We start from the raw sequence: 24,468 nt of genomic DNA, 5'->3' as shown, positions 1-24,468 counted from the left end.
ACAGTAGATTCAGAAACGTCCCACGCACCCCGCATTGACTTCCAAGTTCAGCAAGCCAACTCTCGACCACTCCTCACGGACCGAGAGCGCTGTCGATGCCCCCTGCCCCGCACGCTACAAAAAAATCCTCGCTGATCCTGCTGTTAATGACCATGACGCTATTGGGCGTATTTCCGCTGGACGTCGTCCTGCCGTCGTTTCCCGCCCTGTCTGACTACTTCCAGACCTCGGCTTCGGACATTGCCCTTTCTGTCAGCCTGTTCGCCATCGGCCTGGGGATATCCGTGGTGCTGGTCGGACCGCTTTCGGATTTATGGGGGCGCAGGCAGCTTCTACTGATCGGTATCGCCATCTCGGTGATCGGCGCAGCGGGCTGCCTGATAACCCCGGATTACCGCTGGTTCCTGATGTTTCGCGTTGTCCAGGCAGTGGGCTGCGGTTCGTTCGTGCTATCGCAGGCGCTGATCCAGGATCTGTTCGTCGGCAGGGAACAGGAGAGCCTCAGGATCTGGATGACCACCGCAGGCGGCGTCTTCATTTCCATATCACCGCTGCTGGGAACATGGCTGCAAATGCATCTTGGCTGGGAGGGTAGTTTCTATGTCTTCATCGCGCTGGCGGTCACCGTCTGGATAAATGCTGGCTTGCTGCTCAAGGAAACCCCGTGCATTCGTGGCCCGACCCCCAGTCGTTTTTTCAGCGCCTACTGGCGCCTGTGCTCCGATCCACGCTTCATGGGCTATTGGCTGATTTCCGCCCTGGCCTTCGCCTGCCATTTCTCATTCATCGTCATCTCGCCGATCATTTTCATGGAGCGCCTGGCACTCACACCCTACGAATTCGCGTGGGTAATGCTGCTGTACGGTGCTGCTTACATAGTTGGCGGGATAGTCGCCAGCGCACTGCATCGGCGCCTGCAGGCCAATACGCAGATCATCGTCGGCCTGGGGCTGATCGCGCTATCGGGGTTGGTCATGCTGTGGCTGGCCAGCCAGTTTGGGCTCACTGCCGCAGCCGTGCTGATACCGATGCTGATTTGTACCGCCGGCACTACTATTGCCCGCCCCATTGCCAATTCCAAAGCCATGACCCTCCACCCGCAGGATGCCGGCACGTCCACTTCGGTCGGCGGAGTGATGATATTCATGTGCGGCGGCGTGATCAGCGTTGTGATCAATCTGGCCTCCGCAGAACTGACCTCTGCCCTCGCCCTGTGTTTCCTTATCCTGAGCGGTGTGAGCCTGGCAGTGAACACGCTGATCACGCAGCGCAATCCAGCACTGAAAGTGAGCTGAAACACGCCGGTCGTCATCCAGCACACGCCACCGACGCTTGATCCACGCTTCACGGCATTCCCTCCAGCCGCCAGCCGTGTAGAATCGCGAACATTCATCGCCAGTCATCCCCGGCGGGTTTATGAGCTCAAGCTGAAGCGCGCGGCGATCCCGCAAAGTTATCGGCAACTTCCGGACACCCGGCCATTTCTGAGTGTTCCAGACGTCAATAGAAGCTCACTTCCCTTTTGATACCTGATTAGCCGCCCGGAGTGCTTCATGCCTGATTACCGCTCGAAAACATCCACCCACGGCCGCAACATGGCCGGCGCCCGCGCACTGTGGCGCGCAACGGGGATGAAAGATGACGACTTCAAAAAGCCGATCATCGCCATTGCCAACTCCTTTACCCAGTTCGTACCGGGCCACGTCCACCTCAAGGACCTGGGCCAACTGGTCGCCCGCGAAATCGAACGCGCTGGCGGCGTGGCAAAAGAATTCAACACCATCGCCGTCGATGACGGCATCGCCATGGGCCACGACGGCATGCTCTATTCGCTGCCGAGCCGCGAGATCATCGCCGACTCCGTCGAGTACATGGTCAATGCCCACTGCGCCGACGCCATCGTCTGCATCTCCAACTGCGACAAGATCACCCCTGGCATGTTGATGGCTTCCCTGCGCCTGAACATCCCGGTGATCTTCGTGTCCGGCGGCCCGATGGAAGCCGGCAAGACCAAACTGGCCAGCCACGGTCTCGACCTGGTCGACGCCATGGTGATCGCCGCCGACTCCAGCGCTTCTGACGAGAAGGTTGCCGAGTACGAGCGTAGCGCCTGCCCGACCTGCGGTTCGTGCTCCGGCATGTTCACCGCCAACTCGATGAACTGCCTGGTTGAAGCCCTGGGCCTGGCATTGCCGGGCAACGGTTCGACCCTGGCCACCCACAGCGACCGCGAGCAGCTGTTCCTGCAGGCCGGCCGCACCATCGTCGAGCTGTGCAAGCGTTACTACGGCGAGAACGATGACTCGGTGTTGCCGCGCAACATCGCCAACTTCCAGGCGTTCGAAAACGCCATGACCCTGGACATCGCCATGGGCGGTTCCACCAACACCATCCTGCACTTGCTGGCCGCCGCCCAGGAAGCCGAGATCGATTTCGACCTGCGCGACATCGACCGCCTGTCCCGTCACGTGCCGCAACTGTGCAAGGTCGCGCCGAACATCCAGAAGTACCACATGGAGGACGTGCACCGTGCCGGCGGGATCTTCAGCATCCTCGGTTCGCTGGCCCGTGGCGGCCTGCTGCACACCCAGCTGCCGACCGTGCACAGCCGCAGCATGGAAGAAGCCATCGCCAAGTGGGACATCACCCAGACCAACGACGAAGCCGTGCATCACTTCTTCAAAGCCGGTCCTGCGGGCATCCCGACGCAAACCGCGTTCAGCCAGTCGACCCGCTGGGACACCCTGGACGACGACCGTGAAAACGGCTGCATCCGTAGCGTCGAGCACGCCTACTCGCAAGAAGGCGGCCTGGCTGTGCTGTACGGCAACATTGCGCTGGACGGCTGCGTGGTGAAAACCGCCGGCGTCGACGAGTCGATCCACGTGTTCGAAGGCAACGCGAAGATCTTCGAAAGCCAGGACAGCGCCGTGCGCGGCATCCTCGCCGACGAAGTGAAAGAAGGCGACATCGTCATCATTCGCTACGAAGGCCCGAAAGGCGGCCCGGGCATGCAGGAAATGCTCTACCCGACTTCGTACCTGAAATCCAAAGGCCTGGGCAAAGCCTGCGCCCTGCTCACCGACGGCCGCTTCTCCGGCGGCACCTCGGGCCTGTCCATTGGCCACGCTTCGCCTGAAGCGGCTGCTGGCGGCGCGATTGGTCTGGTGCAGGACGGAGATAAAGTGCTGATCGACATTCCGAACCGCTCGATCAACCTGTTGGTCAGCGATGAAGAACTGGCGGCACGCCGGGTGGAGCAGGACAAGAAAGGCTGGAAACCGGTTGAAGTGCGCCCACGTAAAGTGACCACCGCGTTGAAGGCCTACGCCCTGCTGGCGACCAGTGCCGACAAGGGTGCTGTGCGTAACAAGGCGATGCTTGATGGGCTGTAAGGCTTAAGCGTTGAACAAAAAATGCCCCGCCAAGTGCGGGGTATTTTTTTGCTAATGAAGTCGAGGCGGCAATGGATACGCTGTGAATGTGACGCCGCCATCGCGGGCAAGCCCGCTCCCACAGGGATCTTCAGTGTTCACACACCCTGTGTTTTCACCCGAAACCTTGTGGGAGCGGGCTTGCCCGCGATGGCAGCACCTCGGTCTTACTGAATCTCTTCAGGTTTGACGATCACCCAATTCTTGTCCGCCGTCACCGGCAACCCTTCCTTGGCCTGGGCCGCCGCGTTCTTGGCCATCATGCCCTGGATCTGGGTCATGTATTTGTCCTTGCGGTTGACCCACAGATGGATGCCGCCCTTGGCCACGTCGACGCCGTGGAACAGCATGTAGCCATCGCTGGTCGGGGTATCGCCGCCGACGAGCACCGGTTTTTTCCACTCGTCGATGTAGGTCAGGATCGCCGCCTGCTTGCCGGCCATCCAGGTCGCCGGGGTCCACAGGTACGGCGTCAGCTCGAGGCCCAAGTTGGCCTTCTCGTCATATTTGCCGGCGGTGATCTGCTTGCGCGCGGTAGTCAATGCGCCGGTCTTCTGGTCCTTGAGCAGCAATGACACGCCAATGACGTTCTGCGGTTTGACGTTGTAGCCATACTTCGGATCGGCCGCGACCATGCGCACCAGCTCTTCCGAGGCGGCGGTCATTACGTAGACCTCGATGCCGTTTTCCATCAGCTTGTTGTAGAGCTCTTGCTGGCCGGTGAAGATTTTCGGCGGGTTGACGTCGAGTTTCTTGACCACGTCGCCTTCGTAGTAAGTCGCTGGCACCGGTTTGCCGGAGGCCATCAATTCGTCGACGTAGCCCTTGAGTTCCTGGAGCGTGAAGCCGGAGAACACTTGCGCGACCCATGGATAACAAACCATGTCGTCGAGCTCACAGAGGCGGTAGTAGTAGCTGAACAGGCTTTCCTTGTGGTCGGCGGTGTCCTTGAACGGCATCAGTTTCAGGGAGGGGTCGAGTTTGTCGCGGGTGATCAAGCCTTTGTTTTCCATGAACGGCAGCAACGACTCTTCGAGGTCGTAGCGGTAACTGGTGTTGTCCATGTCGAACACCGCGTAGTTACCTTTGTTGGCGTTGGCGGCAATCATGGCATCCAGCGCCTTGGCCTGATCGGCTGGCCAGTGTTTCAGATCCGTGGCGAATACCTGGCCGGCGAGGCCAAGGCAAAGAGCTGCAGCCAGTAATTTCGGTGCGAACTTCATCCTCATATCTCCCTGATTGAAAGACATCGACGCTAACAAATACCTGTGACAGTCCTCATCCGTCAGCGACCGCCAACGTACCTTTCGCGCCAGCCACATTCTCAAAAGCGACGCGCGCTTATTCCAAAAACGACACTTTCAAGACGTTTTTGATATTAAATCATTAGTTTTCAAGCTGTTAGGCTTGCCGGTTCGCAGCTGCCCCGGAAGGCAGTTCGCACATGTCTAATGGGAGTTCCAATGAATCTGCCGCTGATTCTCAATCTGCTGGTGTTCCTCGCTTTGCTGCTGGGCCTGGCGCAAACCCGCCACACGACATTTAGCCTGGCGAAAAAAGTCCTGCTGGCACTGGTGCTGGGCGTGGCGTTCGGTGTGGCGCTGCACACTGTCTACGGTGCCGGTAACCCGGTGCTGAAAGCCTCGATCGGCTGGATCGATCTGGTGGGCAACGGCTATGTGCAATTGCTGCAAATGATCGTGATCCCGTTGGTGTTCGCTTCGATCCTCAGTGCCGTAGCCCGTCTGCACAACGCCTCGTCGCTGGGCAAGATCAGCTTCCTGACCATTGGCACGCTGCTGTTCACCACCGCCATCGCGGCATTGATCGGCATCGGCCTGACCAACCTGTTCGGCCTGACCGCCGAGGGCCTGGTGGCTGGCACCCAGGAAATGGCGCGCCTGCAAACCATCCAGAGTGACTATGCCGGCAAGGTCGCCGACCTGAATGTGCCGCAGTTGCTGCTGTCGTTCATCCCGCAAAACCCGATCGCCGACCTGGCGCGGGCCAAGCCGACGTCGATCATCAGCGTGGTGATCTTTGCGGCGTTCCTCGGGGTTGCGGCGCTGCAGCTGCTGAAGGACGACGTGGAGAAAGGTCAGAAAGTGATCAACGCCATCGACACCCTGCAAGCCTGGGTGATGCGCCTGGTGCGCCTGGTGATGAAACTGACCCCGTACGGCGTGCTGGCGCTGATGACCAAAGTGGTCGCCGGCTCCAACCTGCAGGACATCATCAAGCTCGGCAGTTTCGTGGTGGTGTCCTACATCGGCCTGGGCCTGATGTTTGTGGTGCACGGGGTGCTGGTGTCGGCCGCCGGGATCAACCCGCTGCGGTTCTTCCGCAAGATCTGGCCGGTGCTGACGTTTGCGTTCACCAGCCGTTCGAGCGCAGCAACGATTCCGTTGAGCATCGAAGCGCAGACCAGCCGCCTGGGCATCCCGCAGTCCATCGCCAGCTTCGCCGCCTCGTTCGGCGCGACCATTGGCCAGAACGGCTGCGCCGGCCTGTATCCGGCGATGTTGGCGGTGATGGTGGCCCCAACCGTTGGCATCAACCCGTTGGACCCGCTGTGGATCGCGACGCTGGTGGCGATTGTGACCTTGAGCTCTGCAGGTGTGGCTGGCGTTGGCGGGGGTGCGACGTTTGCCGCGCTGATCGTGTTGCCGGCGATGGGCTTGCCGGTGTCACTGGTGGCGTTGCTGATTTCGGTCGAGCCGTTGATTGATATGGGGCGCACGGCGTTGAACGTGAGTGGTTCGATGACGGCCGGGGCGATTACCAGCCAGGTGATGCAGCAGACGGATAAGGCGCTGCTGGATGCGGATGAGCATTCGGCGTTGGCGCACGCCTAAGTTCTTTAGCGCCTGATCTGGCCTCATCGCCAGCAGGCTGGCTCCCACAGGGATTTTGGGTGTTCACACAATCTGTGTTCCACCTCAAACCCACTGTGGGAGCCAGCCTGCTGGCGATGCTCTTAGGCTTTTTCCCAGACTTCGAAGTTGTACGCTGGCTTGTCATCTACGGCCGGGTTTTCGATGTTGGAAACCAGTTTCCACTGGTTCAAATCAAACTCCGGAAACCACGCATCCCCTTCCGGGCTCAGCGCCACACGGGTCAGATACAGCCGATCAGCCTGGGCCAACCCCTGCGCATACAACTGCGCCCCGCCGATCAACATCAGCTCATCGACGCCCTGCTCCTTCGCCCACTCTTCGGCACGCGCCACGGCCGCTTCCAGCGACGGATAGACCTCCGCGCCTTCGAGCACCAGATCCGCCTGACGGCTGACCACGATATTCAAGCGACCCGGCAATGGGCGGCCAAGGGAATCCCAGGTCTTGCGCCCCATGATGATCGGCTTGCCCAGGGTGGTGGCCTTGAAGTATTTGAAGTCCCCCGGCAGGTGCCAGGGCATGCTGTTGTCGACGCCGATCACGCGGTTTTCACCGAGGGCTGCGATCAGGCTGAGGGGGAGTGATTTAGTCATGCCGGCGAGGATACCAGAGCCGTGCTTTCCCCGATAAGCGCCACAGCGGTTATGCTCACAGTTCAATTGAGCGACGGGATGCCGCGTGACTGAACTGAACAATCTCTGGCTGACAGAAGCCATCCGCCTGCGCGAAGAATACGCCGGCCCCCTGGAAGATCTGGAAGCCAATCGCCTGGCCCGCAGCGCCGGCGGCGATCTGCCGACACGCATTCAACGCCGCGCCCTGTGGCTGGCCGACCGCGATGGCTTGAGCGAAGCACTCAAACACTGGCTGCAAGGGGCGCGACTGGCGCTGATCGTACTGGCGGTGCTGGCCGTGGTCAGCGGCGCGGGCCTGGCCTTTGCCGCCATGGGCGACGGCCTGCACCCGGTGAATGTGTTCTGGGCGCTGGGCAGTCTGCTCGGGCTCAATCTGATCCTGCTGCTGAGCTGGGCCCTGGGCCTGGTGTTTGCCGGCGAACACGGCGCCAGCCTCGGCCGCTTGTGGTTGTGGCTGAGTGAAAAACTCGCCCGGGACGCCAAGGCCGCGCAACTGGCACCGGCCCTGCTGCTGTTGCTGCAACGCCAGAAACTCAATCGCTGGGCGATCGGCGTGCTGGTCAACAGCCTGTGGTTGCTGGCGATGCTCAGTGCCCTGGTGATTCTGCTGACGTTGATGGCGACCCGGCGCTACGGCTTCGTCTGGGAAACCACGATCCTCAGCGCCGACACCTTTATTGCCGTGACCCAGGCCCTGGGTACACTCCCGGCCTTGCTCGGCTTCAGCGTGCCCACCGAGGAGATGATCCGCGCCAGTGGCGACGCCGCACTGAACATCGAAAGCGCCCGCCAGGCCTGGGCGGCGTGGCTGGTGGGCGTGTTGCTGATCTACGGCGTGGTGCCGCGCCTGGTCCTGGCGGTGTTTTGTTTGTGGCGCTGGAAGGCCGGCCGGAGAACCTTGCAGCTCGACCTGAACCTGCCTGGTTACGCGCAACTGCGCGAACGGCTGATGCCCACCAGTGAGCGCCTCGGTGTCAGCGATGCCGCGCCGGCCGAACTCCCTCGCGCGCAAGGCGGTGTCAGCGAACAACTCAGCGATGGCGCACTGTTGGTCGCCATCGAACTGGACGACGACCGCCCGTGGCCGCCGCAACTGCCCAAGAGCGTGAGCAACGCAGGCATCCTCGACAGCCGCGAATCGCGACACAAACTCCTCGAACAACTCAGCCGCTTTCCTCCTGCGCGCCTGGCGATCGCTTGCGATCCACGGCGCTCGCCGGATCGCGGCAGCCTGGCGCTGATTGCCGAACTGGCCCGCAGCGCCAGCGCCACCCGCATCTGGTTGTTGCAAGCTCCGCCCGGCGAAGCGCTGGACGCCGAACGCCTCGGCGACTGGCATGTGGCGCTGCAACAGCTGGAACTGCCGTTCGCCGATTGCGCACCGATGAACTGGCTGGAGAAGGGTCATGATTAACCCACTGAAACTCGCGGTCGTCGGCCATACCAACGTCGGCAAAACCTCGTTGTTGCGCACCCTGACTCGCGATGTCGGTTTCGGCGAAGTGTCCCACCGCCCCAGCACCACGCGGCATGTCGAAGGTGCGCGTTTGTCGGTGGACGGCGAGCCGTTACTGGATCTCTACGACACGCCCGGACTGGAAGACGCCATCGCCCTGCTCGACTACCTCGAACGCCTGGAGCGTCCCGGCGAGCGACTGGACGGCCCGGCACGACTGGCACGTTTTCTTGAGGGCAGCGAAGCCCGGCAGCGCTTCGAACAGGAAGCCAAGGTCCTGCGCCAGTTACTGGCGTCGGACGCCGGGCTGTATGTGATCGACGCCCGGGAACCGGTCCTTGCCAAATATCGCGATGAGCTGGAAGTGCTGGCCAGCTGTGGCAAACCGCTGCTGCCGGTGCTGAATTTTGTCAGCAGCGACAACCACCGTGAGCCGGCATGGCGTGAAGCACTGGCGCGCCTGGGTTTGCATGCGTTGGTGCGCTTCGACAGCGTCGCGCCGCCGGAGGATGGCGAACGCCGGCTCTATGAAAGCCTCGCACTGCTGTTGGAACATGCCCGTCCACAGCTTGAGCGGTTGATTGCCGATCAACAGGCGCAACGCCTGGCGCGCCAGCAAAGTGCGGCGCGCTTGATCGCCGAGTTGTTGATCGATTGCGCCGCCTGCCGGCGCAGCGTGGTCAGCGAGGCCGAACAGGAACAGCAGGCCATCAACGAACTGCGCAAAGCCGTTCGCCAGCGAGAGCAGCGCTGTGTCGAAGCCCTGCTCAAGCTCTATGCCTTCCGCCCACAGGACGCGGCAGCCAGCGACTTGCCGCTGCTCGATGGTCGCTGGGGCGATGACTTGTTCAACCCGGAAACCCTCAAGCAACTGGGCGTGCGGGTCGGCGGCGGGATCGCGGCCGGTGCGGCAGCCGGCGCCGGAGTCGACTTGCTGGTCGGTGGCATTACCCTCGGTGCGGCGGCACTGGCCGGTGCGATTGCCGGCGGCGCCCTGCAAACCGTGCGCAGTTATGGCGGTCGGTTGCTGGGCAAGATCAAGGGCCAGCGTGAGCTGACGGTCGACGACAACGTACTGCGGCTGTTGGCGCTGCGTCAACGGCAACTGCTGCAAGCGCTGGATGCCCGTGGGCATGCGGCGATGGACAGCATCCAGGTCGCCACGCCCCAGGACAAGACCTGGCGCGAGGGCAAACTGCCGGAAGCGCTGAACAAGGCACGGGCACATCCGCAGTGGTCGTCGCTCAATGCGCATGCAAAGTTGAATCAGGCAGAGCGCCAGGAGCAAATCGAAGAGCTGGCGCAAAAGCTGTAGGAGCGAGCCTGCTCGCGATGGACGTCAACGATAACGCTGGCAGCCTGACACCCCGCGGGGCTCTCAGATTCATCGCGAGCAGGCTCGCTCCTACAGTTGACAGAGTTCTCCTGTGGAAGATTTTATGCAGCCAGCAAACGCACCGCTTTTTCCTTCAAGACGCCGAGATCAATGACCGGCACATGCATCTCCTTGGCCAGCTCATCCCACTGGCGCATGCGCAAACTGACTGCGCACAACGGGTCCTGTTCGAAGACTTCAGCCTCGGCAGCCGTCATCACCCCGCCCTGATACTCCAGAGTCCGGCGACTGGCTTCGCTCAATCGCTCGAAATATCCAGGCTCCTTGAGCGTCAGGTAGCGCTTGGCCTGAACGTGGTACTCCACCAGCCGCGCCATGCGCTCGCTGAAGCCGACGCTGCGCAAGTAATCGGCGCCCAGCCGTTCATGGCTGACCACGCCAAAGCCGCCCATGTTCTCGGCGCCTTCGGCGCAGATGTGCCCGATGTCGTGGAAAAACGCGGCAAGCACCACTTCGTCATCGAAGCCCTCGGCCATCGCGCACTGCGCGGCCTGGGACATGTGCTCGATTTGCGATACCGGTTCGCCGATGTAGTCGGCATCGCCGAAGCGCTCGTATAACGCGAAAACCTTGGCGACTGCTTGTTCGTTGGGGTTCATCAGAAGTCTCGCGATGAAGTTGGATTTGCGTTGAATAGTAGACCGCTTTCGTCGGAACGCCGCCCGGACCAAGCCCGCTCCCACAGGTTTCCGGGTGAGACACAAATTGTGTGAACACCGACGATCCCTGTGGGAGCGGGCTTGGTCCGGGCGGCGTTCCGACGAAGAGGCCCTATAATCCTATAAAGATTTACTTGGCCGCCACTTTCTCCGACTTACCGTCATACCGCTTGCGCCACTCGCTCAGAATCTCGTCGCGGTTCTTCGACGCCCAGGCAAAGTCGTTCTTGATCAAACGCTGCTCATAGTCAGCCGGCAACTCGGTCTGCGGCTTGGCGATGCCCGGCTGCGCAAGTACGGCAAAGTTCTCTTTATAAAGCTCCATCGCCTCAGGGCTGGCCGAGAAGTCCGCGAGTTTCTTCGCGGCGTCTTCATGTGGCGTGCCCTTGATCACGGCGGTGGCTTCGATTTCCCAGCCCAGGCCTTCCTTCGGCAGGATGATGTCCAGCGGCGCGCCCTGGCGCTTGAGCTGGACAGCCGGGTATTCAAAGGAAATGCCGATCGGGAATTCACCCGCCGCCGCCAGCTTGCAGGGCTTGGAACCGGAGTGAACGTACTGGCCGATGTTCTGGTGCAGGCCGTCCATGTACGCCCAGCCCTGCTTCTCGCCGAAGGTTTGCAGCCAGGCACTGACGTCGAGGAAACCGGTGCCGGACGACGCCGGGTTAGGCATGACGATCTTGCCTTTGTACTCGGGTTTGGTCAGGTCTTGCCAGCTCACGGGCTTGCTCAGGCCCTGCTTTTCGGCTTCGACGGTGTTGAAGCAAATGGTCGCGGCCCACACGTCCATGCCAACCCAGGCTGGCGGGTTGGCGGCGTCGCGGTAGTTGCCGCCGATCTTGCCGAGGTCTTTCGGCGCGTAGCTTTGCAGCATGCCTTGCTGGTCGAGGATCGCCAGGCTTGAAGCCGCCAGGCCCCATACGGCATCAGCCTGCGGGCGGTCTTTTTCGGCCAGCAGTTTGGCGGTGATGATCCCGGTGGAGTCACGCACCCATTTGATCTCGACGTCCGGGTTGGCCTTTTCGAAGGCTTGTTTGTAAGTCTTGAGTTGTTCGGCTTCGAGGGCGGTGTACACCGTCAACTCGGTTTTCGCCGCAAAGGCGTTCAGGCTGAAAGCGGTGAGGACAGCAGCGGCCAGGGCCAGGGGCTTGAACATGATCTTTTCCTGTAGTTGAGTTGAGAGGGTGAATCAGTGACCAGGCGCGGTCTGCCGCCAGGCTTGCGAGCGGCGCAGCAAACCCCGCGAAGCCCAGGCCAGCAGCAAGGACACGCCCGCCGAGGTGAACAGAATCAGGGTCGACATCGCCGCCGCACCGCCGACGTTGCCGGCGTCGTCCATGTTCAGCACCGCGACCGCCGCGAGGATGGTGTCGGGGCTGTAGAGGAAGATCGCTGCCGAGACGGTGGTCATGGCCGAGACGAACAGGTAGCGCACGATGTCCAGCAGCGCCGGCAGGCAAATCGGCACGGTGACCCGCAGGTAATGGCGGTACAGCGGTGCCTTGAGTGACAGCGCGGCCGCTTCGAACTCGGCATCGAGTTGGCGCAGCGCAGTGGTGGCGGTCATCTGCGCGGTGGTCAAATAATGCGCAATGGTGCAGACCACCAGCAGGGTCATGGTCCCGTAGAGCACATGCAGCGGGTTGCCGGTGAGGTTGAAGAAGAAGACGTAACCCAGGCCCAACACCAGTCCCGGCACCGCCATCGGTACGAAGCTGAGCATGCGCAGGGCCAGGTTCAAGCCGCGCTGGTCTCGGGTTTTCTCCATCAGGTACGCACCGGTAAAGATCAACAGGCTGCCGATCAGTGCCGTGCACAACGCCATCTTCACGCTGTTGCCGTAGGCCAGCCAGCCGCCACCCGCGGTGTCGTTGAACTGGTAGTGGTTGAGCGAGAGCGACAGGTTGTACGGCCAGAACTTCACCAGCGACGAGAACACCGCCATGCCGAACACCATCAGCAACGCGGCGCAGATCAGCAGCACAATCGCCAGGTAGCAGCCGTCGCGCAGTTTCGAGGGCGCCGGCTTGAAGACTTGCGCACGGCCGCTCATGGAGTCGCCATGTCGCCGACGCAACCAGGCATCGACCCCGAAGCTGAACAGCGCCGGCAGCAACAGCACCATGCCGATCAACGCGCCGCGACCGAACTGCTGCTGGCCGACAACGGCTTTGTAGGCTTCCAACGCCAGCACTTGATAGTCGCCACCGACCACTACGGGTACGCCGAAATCAGTGATGGTCAGGGTGAACACCAGGCAGAATGCAGCGAACACTGCCTGACGGGTCGCCGGCCAGGTGATGCTGCGAAAGGCTTTTGCCGGACTGGCGCCCATGCTGGAGGCGGCATCGAACAGGCGCGCATCCGCCAGGGAAAGCGCTGACAGCAAAATCATCAAGGCGTGTGGGAAGGTGTAGATGACCTCACCCAGAACAATGCCCCAGAAGCCGTAGATATTGTCCGAGAGCAGGCCGCGCAACATGCCCTGGTTACCGAACAGATAAACCAGGGCAATGCCGGGCAGCATCGACGGCGCCATCAATGGCAGCAGAGAAATGCCACGCCAGATGCCTTTGCCCGGAATCAAAGTACGCTGCAGAGCGTAGGCAAACAGGTAGGCCAGTGGTACGACAATGGCCGCGACGCTAAGGGAAACCTTGAGGCTGTTACCCAGTAACCAATGGAAATTGGCACTGGTTACCAGTTCCTTGGCTGCAACCCAACCACCGCCCTGCCCGGCTTCGGCACTGAAGCCGCGCCAGAAGATGGCCAGCAACGGCATCAATACCGCGACGCCAAGCAGCACCAGCAAGAGGACTTTGCCGCCGACCACGAACAACCGGTCGCCGAGTTCGGCGCGGGACATCTGCCGCACCTGCTTGCGCGGCAGCGCCACAGCGATGTTCGCATTCATCAGGCAAACACCTGCAGGCTCTGTGGCGGCAAGGCCACCATGATCTGCTGCGCGCCAAGACGCGGCATGGCTTCGGGTGCCAGTTCGGCCAACAGTGCGTGGCCAGGCAAGTGATCAAGCTCGAAGCTCATGCGGCAGCGATTGCCCAGGAAGGTGATTTCGCGAACCTTGGCCGGGAACAGGTTTTCTTCATGCATCGGCGGATTGACGTTGATCGCTTCCGGACGGCAGAACAAACGGCCCGAGGCGTTTTTTGCGCTGCCGTCGGCCAGGCGCAGATTCATTCCGCCGACCTGGGCGTGGCTGTCGCTGTTGCGGCGGAATGGCAACCAGTTGCCCTGGCCGACGAATTCAGCCACAAACGGCGTGGCCGGACGGTTGTAGATTTCCTGCGGTGTGGCGTACTGCTCGACCTTGCCGTTGTTCATCACGGCAATACGGTCGGCCATCAGCATGGCCTCGTCCTGATTGTGGGTGACCATCAGCGTGGTGATGCCGAGGCTGCGTTGCAGCTGGCGCAGCTCGGTGCACAGATGCTCGCGCACGCGGGCATCGAGTGCCGACATCGGTTCGTCCAGCAGCAACAGGGAAGGCGCCGGGGCCAAGGCGCGAGCCAGCGCTACGCGCTGCTGCTGCCCACCGGACAACTGGCCCGGGTACTTTTTCTCACTGCCGCTGAGGCCGACCAGTTCCAGCATCTGACCGACACGCTGACGCACCTGATCGCGACCGCTGCCGGCCAGTCCGTAGGCAATATTCGCTTCGACGGTGAGATTGGGAAACAGCGCGTAGGACTGAAACAGAATGCCGTAGTCGCGCGCCTGGGGCGCCAGATGGGAAACGTCGCGATCGCCCAGATACAGCTCGCCACTGTCCTGCTTCTCCAGCCCGGCGATGCAACGCAGCAAGGTGGTCTTGCCACAGCCCGACGGGCCCAGCAGGCACACCAGTTCACCGGCCGCGACGTCGAGGGAAACGTTATCCAGCGCAGTGAACGCGCCAAAGCGCTTCTGTACGCCGCGCACCTTCATCGGGGCGCCGGGGTTGGTCAGGGCAGTTGTGATCGAGTTGTTCATGGACGGACCTCATCTGGCAGATGGGGCCATCCTAGGGTTGTAATGCGTCCGTCATGTGGCAGTAAGGCAAAAACCGCCGATAGTGGTATTCAAGGATTTTGGTTGAGTAGCGCCTATTGTGGCCTCATCGCTGGCAAGCCAGCTCCCACAGGTTTTGCACAATCCTGTGGGAGCTGGCTTGCCAGCGATGAGGCCAGAACAGGCAATAGAAATCTCAGGCGGGAGACATTTCCTGCGCCAACCCCAGAAACGCCGCCGGCAATCGTGCGTTTTTTCGCTCTTTGAGGCAGTACAGGTACTCCGGAATCTGCGGCGCATTCTCGATGGTCAGCACGCGCAATTGCGGATCGTGGGGCACTTCCTGCCGGGCAATGATGCTGATGCCGATGTTGCGCAACACCGCCTCGCGAATCGATTCGCGGCTGCCGATCTCCAGCAGTGGCCCGAAACTCACACCGGCGCTGGCGAGCAACTCTTCAGTCAAACGACGAGTGGTCGAGCCTGGCTCGCGCATCAACAACGTATGCCCGGCCAACGCGCTGAGCGGCACGTGATCGTGCACCGCCAGCGGATGGTTGCGATGCACCGCCAGCACCAGCGGATCGCTGCCAAGCACCCGCCGAATCAGTCGCGCGTCGTCGAGCAGTTGCGAAGATGCCGCGACATCGACCCGGTATTCCTCCAGCGCTTCGAGCACCTGCTGGGAGTTGCCGATTTCCACCGACACTTCCACCTGCGGCAAACGCTCGCGAAACGTCTTCACCAGATCGAGAATGTAATACGGCGCCGTGGCGGCGATGCGCAATGTGCCCTGGACCTGTCCGCTGTTGCGCAGGAAAAATTCGATCTCGGCTTCCTGCTGCAGCAGTGCCTTGACCATCGGCAACAGCCGCGCGCCTTCATCGCTGACGCTGAGACGGCGGCCGCCACGGTAGAACAACTCAACCGAGTACTGGCTTTCCAGGTTGCGAATCTGGGTGGTCACCGTGGGTTGGCTCAAGCCGAGCTTTTTCGCTGCCAGGGTAATGCTGCCCAGGCGGGCAACCATGTAAAACGCCTTCAGCTCGGCACTCAGCACAACCGTCCCTCATCGATTATTTGCGCAGCAGGCGCAATCCATTGAACACCACCAACAGGCTTACGCCCATGTCAGCGAACACTGCCATCCACATGGTGGCGAGCCCGTTGAAGGTTACCCCAAGAAAGATCGCCTTGATGACCAATGCCAGGGCAATGTTCTGCTTGAGGATGCTCGAGGTTTGTCGCGACAGGCGAATGAATGCGGGGATTTTGCGCAGATCGTCGTCCATCAGGGCGACATCGGCGGTTTCGATGGCGGTATCGGTGCCCGCGGCGGCCATGGCGAAACCAATCTGCGAACGCGCCAGTGCCGGTGCGTCATTGATGCCGTCGCCGACCATCCCCACCTGATGACCCTGTGCATAAAGTGTTTCGATGGCCTGCAGCTTGTCGGTCGGCAATAAATCGCCCTGAGCCTGATCGATGCCGACTTGTGCGGCGATCGCCTGGGCGGTGTGGACGTTGTCGCCGGTGAGCATCAGAGTCTTGATGCCCAGTTCGTGCAGCTGCTCAATGGCTTCGCGGCTGGTTTCCTTTACCGTATCGGCGACGGCGAAAAGCGCCAACGGACCGGACTTGTCGAGCAACAGCACCACAGACTTGCCTTGTTTCTCCAGGGCAAACAGCTTCTCTTCCAGCGCAGGTGAGCACAAACCCAAGTCTTCCACCAATCGATGGTTGCCCAAGTGGTAGAGCTGGCCATTGATCTCGCCGCGCACGCCGCGCCCGCCAAGGGCTTCAAAGTTATCCACAGCCAAAGGTGCAGGCTGTTTATCCACAGCCGCGTTGGCGATGGCCCGTGACACCGGGTGATCCGAACGACCGGCCAGCGCCGCTGCAATCGCCGGAGCCGTGGCGTCGGCAGAAGGGTCGAGTGACAGGTAATCGGTTTGCACCGGCTTGCCGTGGGTAATCGTGCCGGTCTTGTCCAGCGCCAGATAGTCGAGCTTGTAGCCGCCCTCCAGATAAACACCGCCCTTCACCAGAATGCCTTTGCGCGCCGCCGCCGCAAGGCCGCTGACGATGGTCACCGGTGTGGAAATCACCAAGGCACAAGGACAGGCGACAACCAGCAGGACCAGCGCACGGTAGATCCAGTCAAACCAAAGCGCATTCATGAACAGCGGTGGAATCACCGCCACCGCCAGGGCCAGGACAAACACCGCCGGGGTGTAGATTTTCGAGAAGCTGTCGACGAAACGCTGGGTCGGTGCCCGCGCGCCTTGAGCCTGTTCGACGGCGTGAATGATCCGCGCCAGCGTCGAATGGTTCGCTTCGGCGGTCACCGCATATTCCAGGGATCCGGCCTGGTTGATGGTGCCGGCGAACACCTTGTCGCCAACGGTTTTCTCCACCGGCAGGCTTTCACCCGTTATCGGTGCCTGATCGATGGTCGAACTGCCCGACAGCACTTCACCGTCCAGGCCAATTCGCTCGCCGGGGCGTACCCGCACCCGCGCGCCGAGTTCGATGGATTTGACGTTTTGCGCAACCCAGCTGCCATCGGCCTGCAACACCGTGGCCTGCTCCGGCGTCATCTGCATCAGGCCGCCGATGGCGTTGCGCGCCCGGTCCAGCGACCTGGCTTCGATCAGCTCTGCCACGGTAAACAGGAACATCACCATCGCCGCTTCCGGCCACTGTCCGATCAGGATCGCACCGGTCACCGCAATGCTCATCAGCGCATTGATATTCAGGTTGAGGTTTTTCAGGGCGATCCAGCCCTTCTTGTAGGTTCCAAGTCCGCCGCTGAGGATCGAGACCAGTGCGATAACCGCCACCACCCAGTTCGGCGCAGCGCTGGTGAAGTGAATCACCTCGGCCAGCAGTGCCCCCACCCCCGACAGCGCCAATGGCCACCAGGGCTTTTTCGCAGGCGCCGCGGCGAGCGCTTCAACGCCCTGCTCCAGCGGCTCGGCCTGCATGCCGAGGGACTTGATGGCGTCGATGATCGGCGCAGTGCCTGGCAGGTCGTGGGTCACGCCGAGCACTCGGTTGATCAGGTTGAATTCCAGCTGCTGCACACCCGCCAGCTTGCCAAGTTTGTTCTGGATCAGCGTTTGCTCGGTCGGGCAATCCATGGCCTCGATGCGGAAACTGCTCAGCCGCGCGCCGGCGGTTGGCGTTTCGCTCAACTTGATCAGCGAAGGTGCCACCACTTTGGCCGAACAGCAGGAATCCCCGTGGCCACCATGGGCATGTTTGTGCACAGGCTGCAGTTTGTGGCTGTGATCGTGGTCAGCCCCGGGTTTGTGGGTGTGAAGGGAATCGCTCATCGGGTCGCGTCCTTGAAGGTGCCTGTTGCCAAGTAAAGACCCTGTAGCCACTATAGGGTCAAGCACCCATTTGGAGATTGCCGTCATGAAGATTGGAGAGCTGGCCAAACTCACCGACTGCGCCGTGGAAACCATCCGCTACTACGAACGCGAGAACCTGCTGCCGGAGCCGGCCCGCAGCGACGGCAACTACCGTGTCTATACCCAGGCCCACGCCGAACGCCTGACCTTCATCCGCAACTGCCGCACCCTCGACATGACCCTCGAAGAAATCCGCAGCCTGCTGGCGTTTCGCGACAGCCCGCAGGACCAGTGCGAAAGCGTCAACGCGCTGATCGACGAGCACATCCATCACGTCAAGGCGCGGATCGATGGCCTGCTGGCCCTGCAGGCACAACTGCTCGACCTGCGCCAGCGTTGTGGCGAAGGGCCGGATGTCGAGCAGTGCGGGATTTTGCAGCGGCTGGAAGTGAGTGGTGGGGTTGTGGCGACGGAGGTGGAGCATTCCCATGTGGGCCGAAGCCACGGCCATTGAGAACACCGCAAAACCCTGTGGGAGCGGGCTTGCCCGCGATAACGGTTTGTCAGTCACATCAATGTTGAATGTACCGCCGCCATCGCGGGCAAGCCCGCTCCCACAGGTTATTCGTTAGGCTTTAGACCGCCATTGGCGCGGTCATCGGCGCATGGTGCTCGTAGCCTTCCAGCGAGAAATCACTTGGCTCGACCAGTTCCAGCCACTCCGGCTGGTAAACGCCGGTCTTGGCAAACTCCGGTACGCGGTCGGAAATCACCAGCTTGGGCATCGGGAACGGCTCGCGCTTGAGCTGTTCGTTGAGCATGTCCAGGTGATTTTCGTAGACGTGGGCGTCGCCGATGAAATAGGTGAACCAGCGCGGCGTGTAGCCGGTCAGGTGCCCGATCAGGCTCAGCAACGCGGCGCCTTCGGTGAGGTTGAACGGCGTGCCCAGGCCCAGGTCATTGGAACGGATGTAGAGGGTCAGGGAAATCTCCCTGGTCTCGACATTCGGGTGGAACTGATACAGCAGATGGCACGGCGGCAGGGCCATTTCATCGAGCTGCGCGACGTTCCAGCCGTGAAACAGGATGCGGCGGCTGCCCGGGTCCTTGATGATGGTGTCGACGCACTGGCGAACCTGATCGATGGCTTTGTACAGCACCACGTAGGCCTTGCCGTCTTCTTCACCTTCGGCAATCTGGCGATAACCCTGCTTCAGGGTCTGCTCGATAGCGGCCGGGTTGCTCACCGGGATCTGTTTGTACGCCGGCCATTTACGCCATTGCACGCCGTAGATCTCACCGAGGTCGTCTTCACCCTGGCGGAACGGGTTGGCCAGCCACTGGGCGTTTTCATTGGCGTTCTGGTCCCAGACCTTGCAGCCCAACGCGCGGAATTCGGCGGCATTGTTCACGCCACGCAAAAACCCGCACATTTCGCCGATGGCCGATTTGAAGGCCATCTTGCGCGTGGTGATCGCCGGGAAACCTTCCTTCAGGTCGTAGCGCAGCATCGCGCCCGGAAAGCTGATGGTGTTCACGCCAGTGCGGTTGGCCTGTTTGGTGCCGTTCTTGATGACGTGGGCGACCAGTTCGAGATATTGCTTCATGAGTTACCTGTGTCCTTGAACCCGCGGCCGTCGCCGCGGGGTTCGAATTTTATACGGCTGCCGCTGGAGTCGCCGGAGCTCGGTGATACGCCAGCCAGATCAGGAACAGCCCGCCGACGATCATCGGTACGCAGAGCACCTGGCCCATGGTCAGCCAGTTCCAGGCCAGATAGCCCAGTTGCGCATCCGGTACGCGAACGAATTCGACGATGAAACGGAAGATGCCATAGAACAGTGCGAACATCCCCGATACCGCCATGGTCGGCCGCGGTTTGCGCGAGAACAGCCACAGGATCAGGAACAGCGCCACGCCTTCGAGCGCGAACTGATACAGCTGCGACGGGTGACGCGCCAGTTGCGCCGGATCGGTCGGGAAGACCATCGCCCACGGCACATCGGTCGCCTTGCCCCACAACTCGGCGTTGATGAAGTTGCCGATACGCCCGGCGCCCAGGCCGATCGGCACCATCGGCGCGACAAAGTCCATCAGCTGGAAAAACGACTTGTTGTTCTTTTTACCGAACCACAAGGCGGCCAACATGACGCCGATGAAGCCGCCGTGGAACGACATGCCGCCCTTCCACACTTCAAAGATCAACAGCGGGTTGGCGATATAGGCACTCAGGTCGTAGAACAGCACGTAGCCCAGGCGGCCACCGACGATCACCCCCATCGACATCCAGAACACCATGTCGGAGAGCTTCTCCTTGGTCCAGGTCGGGTCGAAGCGGTTCAATCGGCGCGACGCCAGCAGCCACGCGCCGCCGATGCCGATCAGGTACATCAAGCCGTACCAGTGGATTTTCAGCGGACCGATGGCCAGGGCCACCGGGTCGATCTGCGGGTAAGGCAGCATTGCGACTCCTCATGAGTTCAAATCAATTCCCGGGCGACGCTGTCACCTCAGGATTAAGCCAGGATTGTGCCGAGCGTCAGAGTAGATGCTTCAGACTAGAAAGTTCAGACCAACGCAGAACAGCAAAGCGGCAAACAGTCTTTTCAGCAACCTTGGCGACAGATTGTGCGCCAGTCGCGCGCCGAAGCGGGCGAAGACCATGCTGGTCAGGGCAATGCCCAGCAGCGCCGGCAAATAAATGAAACCCAGACTATGGGCCGGGAGCAGCGGGTCGTGCCAGCCCAGAATCATGAAACTTAATGTACTTGCCAGGGCGATCGGCAGGCCGCAGGCCGACGAAGTTGCCACCGCTTGTTGCATCGGCACGCTGCGCCAGGTCAAAAACGGCACGGTCAGCGAACCGCCGCCAATGCCGAAAATCGCCGAGGCCCAGCCAATGACGCTGCCGGCCACGGTCAGACCGACTTTGCCCGGCACGGTTCGACTGGCCTTTGGCTTGACGTCCAGCGCCAACTGCGCGGCGATCACCAGGGCGAACACACCGATGATTTTCTGCAGGTTCGGCCCGGAAATCGCCTCGGCGGTCAGCGCTCCGAAACCGGCACCGATCAAGATGCCGACGGTCATCCACAGGAAAATCGGCCAGCGCACCGCGCCGCGACGGTGATGCTCGCGTACCGCATTGACCGAGGTGAAGATGATCGTCGCCAGGGACGTACCGACGGCGAGGTGGGTCAGGATCGATGCATCGAAACCTTGCAGGGTGAAACTGAACACCAGCACGGGGACGATGATGATTCCTCCACCCACGCCAAACAGCCCCGCCAGCACCCCGGCACAAGCGCCGAGCGCCAGATAGAGCAGAAATTCCATGCTGTTTCCCCACCCAACCCCAAAACCGGAGCGGCATGGTAACGGATGCATGGCCTTGGGCTCCACTGGATGGCGATGGATACCCGCACGATGTCTGCGTAGAGTGGGCAAAAAACACACAAGGATCACCTTATGTGCCTGATTGTTTTCGCTTGGCGACCGGGCCACGCCCAACCGCTGATCGTGGCGGCCAACCGCGACGAATTCTATGCCCGCCCCAGCCTGCCGCTGGCGCAATGGCCCGAAGCACCGCAGGTGCATGCCGGGCGCGACCTGGAGGCCGGTGGCACCTGGCTCGGTGTCGGCGCCAACGGGCGCTTTGCCGCGCTGACCAACATCCGCGATCCGCATCGACCGCCAGGGCGCAAGTCTCGTGGTGAACTGGTGGCGCGCTTTCTCACGGGCGAAGTGCCAATTGATGACTATTTAGACGACGTTGTCACACGTTCGCCGGAATATGGCGGATTTAACCTACTGATCGGCAACACCAATGAGTTGTGGCATTTCAATGCGCGGGAATCGGAAGCGGTGATGCTGCCGCCGGGGGTATACGGCCTGTCGAACGCCGGGCTGGATACGCCGTGGCCGAAACTGCTCAAGGCCAAGGCGGCGCTGAGCGAGGTGCTGGATGATCCGCAACCTCAGTCTTTGCTGGCCTTGCTCAGTGATTCGCAGCAAGCGCCGTTTGCAGATCTGCCGGACACCGGAGTGGGGTTGGCCACCGAGACGTTGCTGTCGAGTGTGTTTATTGCCAGTCAGAGTTATGGAACGCGGGCGAGTACGGCGTTGATTGTGCAGGCGGATGGTGCGCGGCATTTGGTCGAAAGGAGTTTCGGACCGTATGGCGGGCATTTGGGGGAAGTGGAAATCAGGCTTTAGGCGTTGCCTGGACTGACGCCATCGCGGGCAAGCCCGCTCCCACAGGGATTACTGGTGTGAATGCAACCTATGTCACACCACAAAATCCTGTGGGAGCGGGCTTGCCCGCGATGGGGCCATCAGCGTTTCAGAGGGGTTTGATCGCCGCCGGATTGATCATCCGCGCCAACCCAAGGTTCTTCAGCGCCAATTGCAGCGAGCTGTGGATAACCTGCGGGTTGTCGATGGTCATCAGCTCGGCGAGCAGTTCCCTGGCCTTGCTCAGGTTGATCTGGCGCAGCATCCACTTCACCTTCGGCAGGTTGGTGGCGTTCATCGAAAGGCTGTCGAAACCCATCGCCATCAACAGCACCGCCGCCGCCGGATCACCGGCCATTTCGCCGCAGATACTCACCGGCTTGCCTTCGGCATGGGCGTCACGCACCACGTTTTGCAGGGCTTGCAGCACCGCCGGATGCAGGTAGTCGTAAAGGTCGGCCACTCGCGGGTTGTTACGGTCCACGGCCAACAGATACTGGGTCAGGTCGTTGGAACCGACCGAGAGGAAGTCCACCTGCCGCGCCAGCTCCTTGGTCTGGTACACCGCCGCCGGAATCTCGATCATCACGCCAATCGGTGGCATTGGTACGTCGCAGCCTTCGTCGCGCACTTCACCCCAGGCCCGGTGGATCAGGTGCAGGGCTTCTTCCAGTTCATGGGTGCCGGAGATCATCGGCAGCAGGATCCGCAGGTTGTTCAGGCCTTCACTGGCCTTGAGCATGGCGCGGGTCTGCACCAGGAAGATTTCCGGGTGGTCGAGGGTGACGCGAATGCCGCGCCAGCCTAGGAACGGGTTGTCTTCCTTGATCGGGAAGTACGACAGCGATTTGTCGCCACCGATGTCCAGGGTCCGCATGGTCACCGGTTGCGGGTGGAACGCGGCGAGTTGTTCGCGGTAGATCGCCAGCTGTTCCTTTTCGCTCGGGAAGCGCTGGTTGATCATGAACGGCACTTCGGTGCGGTACAGGCCGACACCTTCGGCGCCACGTTTCTGCGCGCGCGCCACGTCCGCCAGCAGACCGGTGTTGACCCAAAGCGGCATGCGATGGCCATCGACCGTGATACAGGGCAGATCGCGCAGCGCATCCAGCCCGAGGGCCAGTTGTTTCTCTTCCTCGACCACTTCGGCGAACTGCTTGCGCAGCACGTCGCTGGGGTTGGTGTAGACCTCGCCACGGTGACCGTCGACGATCATGCCGATGCCGTCGACCTTGGAATACGGCAGGTCGACCAGGCCCATCACCGTCGGAATGCCCATGGCCCGGGCAAGGATCGCGACGTGGGAGTTACCGGAGCCGAGTACCGACACCAGGCCCACCAGCTTGTTTTCCGGAACCTCGCCGAGCATGGCCGGCGTCAGTTCTTCGCTGACCAGGATGGTGTTGTCGGGGTAGACCAGGGTCTGCTGGCGCTCTTCCTGCAGGTAGGCGAGCAAGCGACGACCGAGGTCCTTGACGTCCGACGCCCGCTCACGCAGGTAAGCGTCGTCCATCAGTTCGAAACGGTTGACGTGATCGGTGACCACTTGGCGCAGCGCGCCCTGGGCCCACTGCCCGGTCTTGATCACGGTGGTCACTTCGCTGCCCAGCGCCGCATCGTCGAGCATCATCAGGTAGACGTCGAACAAGGCGCGCTCTTCCGGGCGCAACTGCGTGGCGAGCTTGGCGGACAACGCGCGCATGTCGGCGCGCACGCCTTCGATGGCGGTCTTGAACAGCCCCAGCTCCGCTTCGATGTCGACGATGGTCTTGTCGGGCACCACGTCCAGGTCGGCCGGCGGCAGCATGACCACCGCAGTACCGACCGCCGCACCCGGCGAGCCCGGCACGCCGATGAACTTGGCTTCCTGGATACCCTTGCCCTGGCGACCCAGGCCACGGATCGAACCGGTGGCCTCGGCGTGGGCGATAACCCCGGCGAGTTGCGCGCTCATGGTCACGAGGAAGGCTTCTTCACCCTCATCGAACTGGCGGCGTTCTTTTTGCTGGATGACCAACACGCCGACGACGCGACGGTGGTGAATGATCGGCGCCCCTAGGAACGAGGCGTAGCGCTCTTCACCGGTTTCGGCGAAGTAGCGGTAGCGCGGGTGATCCGCGGCGTTTTCGAGGTTCAGGGGTTCTTCACGCGTGCCGACCAGGCCAACCAGACCTTCATTGGGCGCCATGCTGACCTTGCCGATCGAGCGCTTGTTCAAGCCCTCGGTGGCCATCAGCACGAAACGGTTGGTCTCGGGATCAAGCAGGTAGACCGAGCAGACCTGGCTGCCCATGGCCTCTTTGACGCGCAACACAATAATCCCCAACGCCGCCTTGAGATCCTTGGCGGAGTTAACTTCCTGGACGATCTTGCGCAGCGTATTGAGCATGG

19 protein-coding genes are annotated in these 24,468 nt (G+C 61.5%); 7 read left to right on the top strand and 12 right to left on the bottom strand.

The window, feature by feature from the left end:
* Positions 1-95: 95 nt before the first annotated feature.
* Together PMI35_RS04205 and ilvD are read left to right on the top strand one after the other, a co-directional pair.
* A complete protein-coding gene (locus tag PMI35_RS04205; protein WP_008065054.1) occupies positions 96-1,295 on the top strand; it encodes an MFS transporter in 1,200 nt (399 codons plus the stop codon).
* 258 nt (positions 1,296-1,553) lie between these two features.
* Positions 1,554-3,395, top strand: a complete 1,842-nt coding sequence (ilvD, locus tag PMI35_RS04210; RefSeq protein ID WP_008065051.1) for a dihydroxy-acid dehydratase — start codon at positions 1,554-1,556, stop codon at positions 3,393-3,395.
* Between the two features lie 206 nt (positions 3,396-3,601).
* Here the strand turns inward: ilvD and PMI35_RS04215 are convergent, their stop codons facing one another.
* Positions 3,602-4,657, bottom strand: coding sequence for a hypothetical protein (locus tag PMI35_RS04215; RefSeq protein WP_008065042.1), 1,056 nt, complete (start codon positions 4,655-4,657; stop codon positions 3,602-3,604).
* Positions 4,658-4,897: 240 nt separating this feature from the next.
* Between PMI35_RS04215 and PMI35_RS04220 the strand changes: the two genes are divergently transcribed.
* Positions 4,898-6,289 carry an L-cystine transporter gene (locus PMI35_RS04220; protein ID WP_008065040.1) on the top strand — a complete coding sequence of 464 codons (1,392 nt, stop codon included), beginning with the start codon at positions 4,898-4,900 and terminating at the stop codon, positions 6,287-6,289.
* A 122-nt stretch (positions 6,290-6,411) separates the two neighbouring features.
* Here the strand turns inward: PMI35_RS04220 and PMI35_RS04225 are convergent, their stop codons facing one another.
* A complete protein-coding gene (locus PMI35_RS04225) occupies positions 6,412-6,924 on the bottom strand; it encodes a dihydrofolate reductase (RefSeq protein WP_008065039.1) in 513 nt (170 codons plus the stop codon).
* Between the two features lie 85 nt (positions 6,925-7,009).
* Between PMI35_RS04225 and PMI35_RS04230 the strand changes: the two genes are divergently transcribed.
* Positions 7,010-8,380 (top strand): DUF2868 domain-containing protein, encoded by a 1,371-nt coding sequence (locus PMI35_RS04230; RefSeq protein WP_008065038.1) that lies wholly within the window; start codon positions 7,010-7,012, stop codon positions 8,378-8,380.
* Positions 8,373-9,737: a GTPase/DUF3482 domain-containing protein gene (locus PMI35_RS04235; protein ID WP_008065031.1), complete on the top strand. Its 1,365-nt coding sequence runs from the start codon at positions 8,373-8,375 to the stop codon at positions 9,735-9,737. Before PMI35_RS04230 ends, PMI35_RS04235 begins: the two co-directional genes overlap by 8 nt.
* A gap of 122 nt (positions 9,738-9,859) precedes the next feature.
* Here PMI35_RS04235 and PMI35_RS04240 read toward each other — a convergent pair whose 3' ends face one another.
* From PMI35_RS04240 to PMI35_RS04265, 6 genes are all read right to left on the bottom strand, one after another.
* Entirely contained in the window at positions 9,860-10,417 is a 558-nt protein-coding gene (locus PMI35_RS04240) for a phosphonate degradation HD-domain oxygenase (protein ID WP_008065028.1), read from the bottom strand.
* A gap of 190 nt (positions 10,418-10,607) precedes the next feature.
* Entirely contained in the window at positions 10,608-11,633 is a 1,026-nt protein-coding gene (locus tag PMI35_RS04245; protein ID WP_008065026.1) for a putative 2-aminoethylphosphonate ABC transporter substrate-binding protein, read from the bottom strand.
* A 33-nt stretch (positions 11,634-11,666) separates the two neighbouring features.
* A complete protein-coding gene (locus tag PMI35_RS04250; protein ID WP_008065002.1) occupies positions 11,667-13,391 on the bottom strand; it encodes a putative 2-aminoethylphosphonate ABC transporter permease subunit in 1,725 nt (574 codons plus the stop codon).
* Positions 13,391-14,467: a putative 2-aminoethylphosphonate ABC transporter ATP-binding protein gene (locus tag PMI35_RS04255; RefSeq protein WP_008065000.1), complete on the bottom strand. Its 1,077-nt coding sequence runs from the start codon at positions 14,465-14,467 to the stop codon at positions 13,391-13,393. The genes PMI35_RS04250 and PMI35_RS04255 overlap by 1 nt, the downstream gene beginning before the upstream one ends.
* Positions 14,468-14,681: 214 nt before the next feature.
* Positions 14,682-15,545 (bottom strand): LysR family transcriptional regulator, encoded by an 864-nt coding sequence (locus tag PMI35_RS04260; protein ID WP_008064997.1) that lies wholly within the window; start codon positions 15,543-15,545, stop codon positions 14,682-14,684.
* Between the two features lie 16 nt (positions 15,546-15,561).
* Positions 15,562-17,823 (bottom strand): heavy metal translocating P-type ATPase, encoded by a 2,262-nt coding sequence (locus tag PMI35_RS04265; protein ID WP_008064995.1) that lies wholly within the window; start codon positions 17,821-17,823, stop codon positions 15,562-15,564.
* An 85-nt stretch (positions 17,824-17,908) separates the two neighbouring features.
* Here PMI35_RS04265 and cadR point away from each other — a divergent pair, with 85 nt between their 5' ends.
* Positions 17,909-18,358: a Cd(II)/Pb(II)-responsive transcriptional regulator gene (gene cadR / locus PMI35_RS04270; protein WP_008064993.1), complete on the top strand. Its 450-nt coding sequence runs from the start codon at positions 17,909-17,911 to the stop codon at positions 18,356-18,358.
* A 121-nt stretch (positions 18,359-18,479) separates the two neighbouring features.
* Here the strand turns inward: cadR and PMI35_RS04275 are convergent, their stop codons facing one another.
* The 3 genes from PMI35_RS04275 to PMI35_RS04285 form a co-directional block, all read right to left on the bottom strand.
* On the bottom strand, positions 18,480-19,451 hold the full coding sequence (locus tag PMI35_RS04275; protein ID WP_008064990.1) for a thymidylate synthase: 972 nt from the start codon (positions 19,449-19,451) through the stop codon (positions 18,480-18,482).
* A 49-nt stretch (positions 19,452-19,500) separates the two neighbouring features.
* Positions 19,501-20,307, bottom strand: a complete 807-nt coding sequence (lgt, locus tag PMI35_RS04280; protein WP_008064986.1) for a prolipoprotein diacylglyceryl transferase — start codon at positions 20,305-20,307, stop codon at positions 19,501-19,503.
* 90 nt (positions 20,308-20,397) lie between these two features.
* Positions 20,398-21,180: a sulfite exporter TauE/SafE family protein gene (locus PMI35_RS04285; RefSeq protein ID WP_032832053.1), complete on the bottom strand. Its 783-nt coding sequence runs from the start codon at positions 21,178-21,180 to the stop codon at positions 20,398-20,400.
* 132 nt (positions 21,181-21,312) lie between these two features.
* Between PMI35_RS04285 and PMI35_RS04290 the strand changes: the two genes are divergently transcribed.
* Positions 21,313-22,059 (top strand): NRDE family protein, encoded by a 747-nt coding sequence (locus PMI35_RS04290; protein WP_008064984.1) that lies wholly within the window; start codon positions 21,313-21,315, stop codon positions 22,057-22,059.
* Positions 22,060-22,186: 127 nt separating this feature from the next.
* Here the strand turns inward: PMI35_RS04290 and ptsP are convergent, their stop codons facing one another.
* Positions 22,187-24,466, bottom strand: coding sequence for a phosphoenolpyruvate--protein phosphotransferase (ptsP, locus tag PMI35_RS04295; RefSeq protein ID WP_008064983.1), 2,280 nt, complete (start codon positions 24,464-24,466; stop codon positions 22,187-22,189).
* Positions 24,467-24,468 lie beyond the last annotated feature (2 nt).

It is taken from the genome of Pseudomonas sp. GM78 (assembly GCF_000282475.1).
In the GTDB taxonomy this organism is placed as follows: Bacteria; Pseudomonadota; Gammaproteobacteria; order Pseudomonadales; family Pseudomonadaceae; genus Aquipseudomonas.
The sequence above is the reverse complement of the archived record's forward strand: the minus strand, read 5'-3'. Positions and strand labels throughout refer to the sequence as shown.

Bases quoted from the DNA above. Each gene is read 5' to 3' on its own strand.
- PMI35_RS04265 (WP_008064995.1), bottom strand. From the start codon at position 17,823: ATGAGCGATTCCCTTCACACCCACAAACCCGGGGCTGACCACGATCAC.
- PMI35_RS04275 (WP_008064990.1), bottom strand. From the start codon at position 19,451: ATGAAGCAATATCTCGAACTGGTCGCCCACGTCATCAAGAACGGCACC.
- PMI35_RS04235 (WP_008065031.1), top strand. From the start codon at position 8,373: ATGATTAACCCACTGAAACTCGCGGTCGTCGGCCATACCAACGTCGGC.
- PMI35_RS04220 (WP_008065040.1), top strand. From the start codon at position 4,898: ATGAATCTGCCGCTGATTCTCAATCTGCTGGTGTTCCTCGCTTTGCTG.
- PMI35_RS04240 (WP_008065028.1), bottom strand. From the start codon at position 10,417: ATGAACCCCAACGAACAAGCAGTCGCCAAGGTTTTCGCGTTATACGAG.
- PMI35_RS04250 (WP_008065002.1), bottom strand. From the start codon at position 13,391: ATGAATGCGAACATCGCTGTGGCGCTGCCGCGCAAGCAGGTGCGGCAG.
- PMI35_RS04205 (WP_008065054.1), top strand. From the start codon at position 96: ATGCCCCCTGCCCCGCACGCTACAAAAAAATCCTCGCTGATCCTGCTG.
- ptsP (WP_008064983.1), bottom strand. From the start codon at position 24,466: ATGCTCAATACGCTGCGCAAGATCGTCCAGGAAGTTAACTCCGCCAAG.
- PMI35_RS04285 (WP_032832053.1), bottom strand. From the start codon at position 21,180: ATGGAATTTCTGCTCTATCTGGCGCTCGGCGCTTGTGCCGGGGTGCTG.
- PMI35_RS04255 (WP_008065000.1), bottom strand. From the start codon at position 14,467: ATGAACAACTCGATCACAACTGCCCTGACCAACCCCGGCGCCCCGATG.
- PMI35_RS04245 (WP_008065026.1), bottom strand. From the start codon at position 11,633: ATGTTCAAGCCCCTGGCCCTGGCCGCTGCTGTCCTCACCGCTTTCAGC.
- cadR (WP_008064993.1), top strand. From the start codon at position 17,909: ATGAAGATTGGAGAGCTGGCCAAACTCACCGACTGCGCCGTGGAAACC.
- PMI35_RS04290 (WP_008064984.1), top strand. From the start codon at position 21,313: ATGTGCCTGATTGTTTTCGCTTGGCGACCGGGCCACGCCCAACCGCTG.
- PMI35_RS04215 (WP_008065042.1), bottom strand. From the start codon at position 4,657: ATGAAGTTCGCACCGAAATTACTGGCTGCAGCTCTTTGCCTTGGCCTC.
- lgt (WP_008064986.1), bottom strand. From the start codon at position 20,307: ATGCTGCCTTACCCGCAGATCGACCCGGTGGCCCTGGCCATCGGTCCG.
- PMI35_RS04225 (WP_008065039.1), bottom strand. From the start codon at position 6,924: ATGACTAAATCACTCCCCCTCAGCCTGATCGCAGCCCTCGGTGAAAAC.
- ilvD (WP_008065051.1), top strand. From the start codon at position 1,554: ATGCCTGATTACCGCTCGAAAACATCCACCCACGGCCGCAACATGGCC.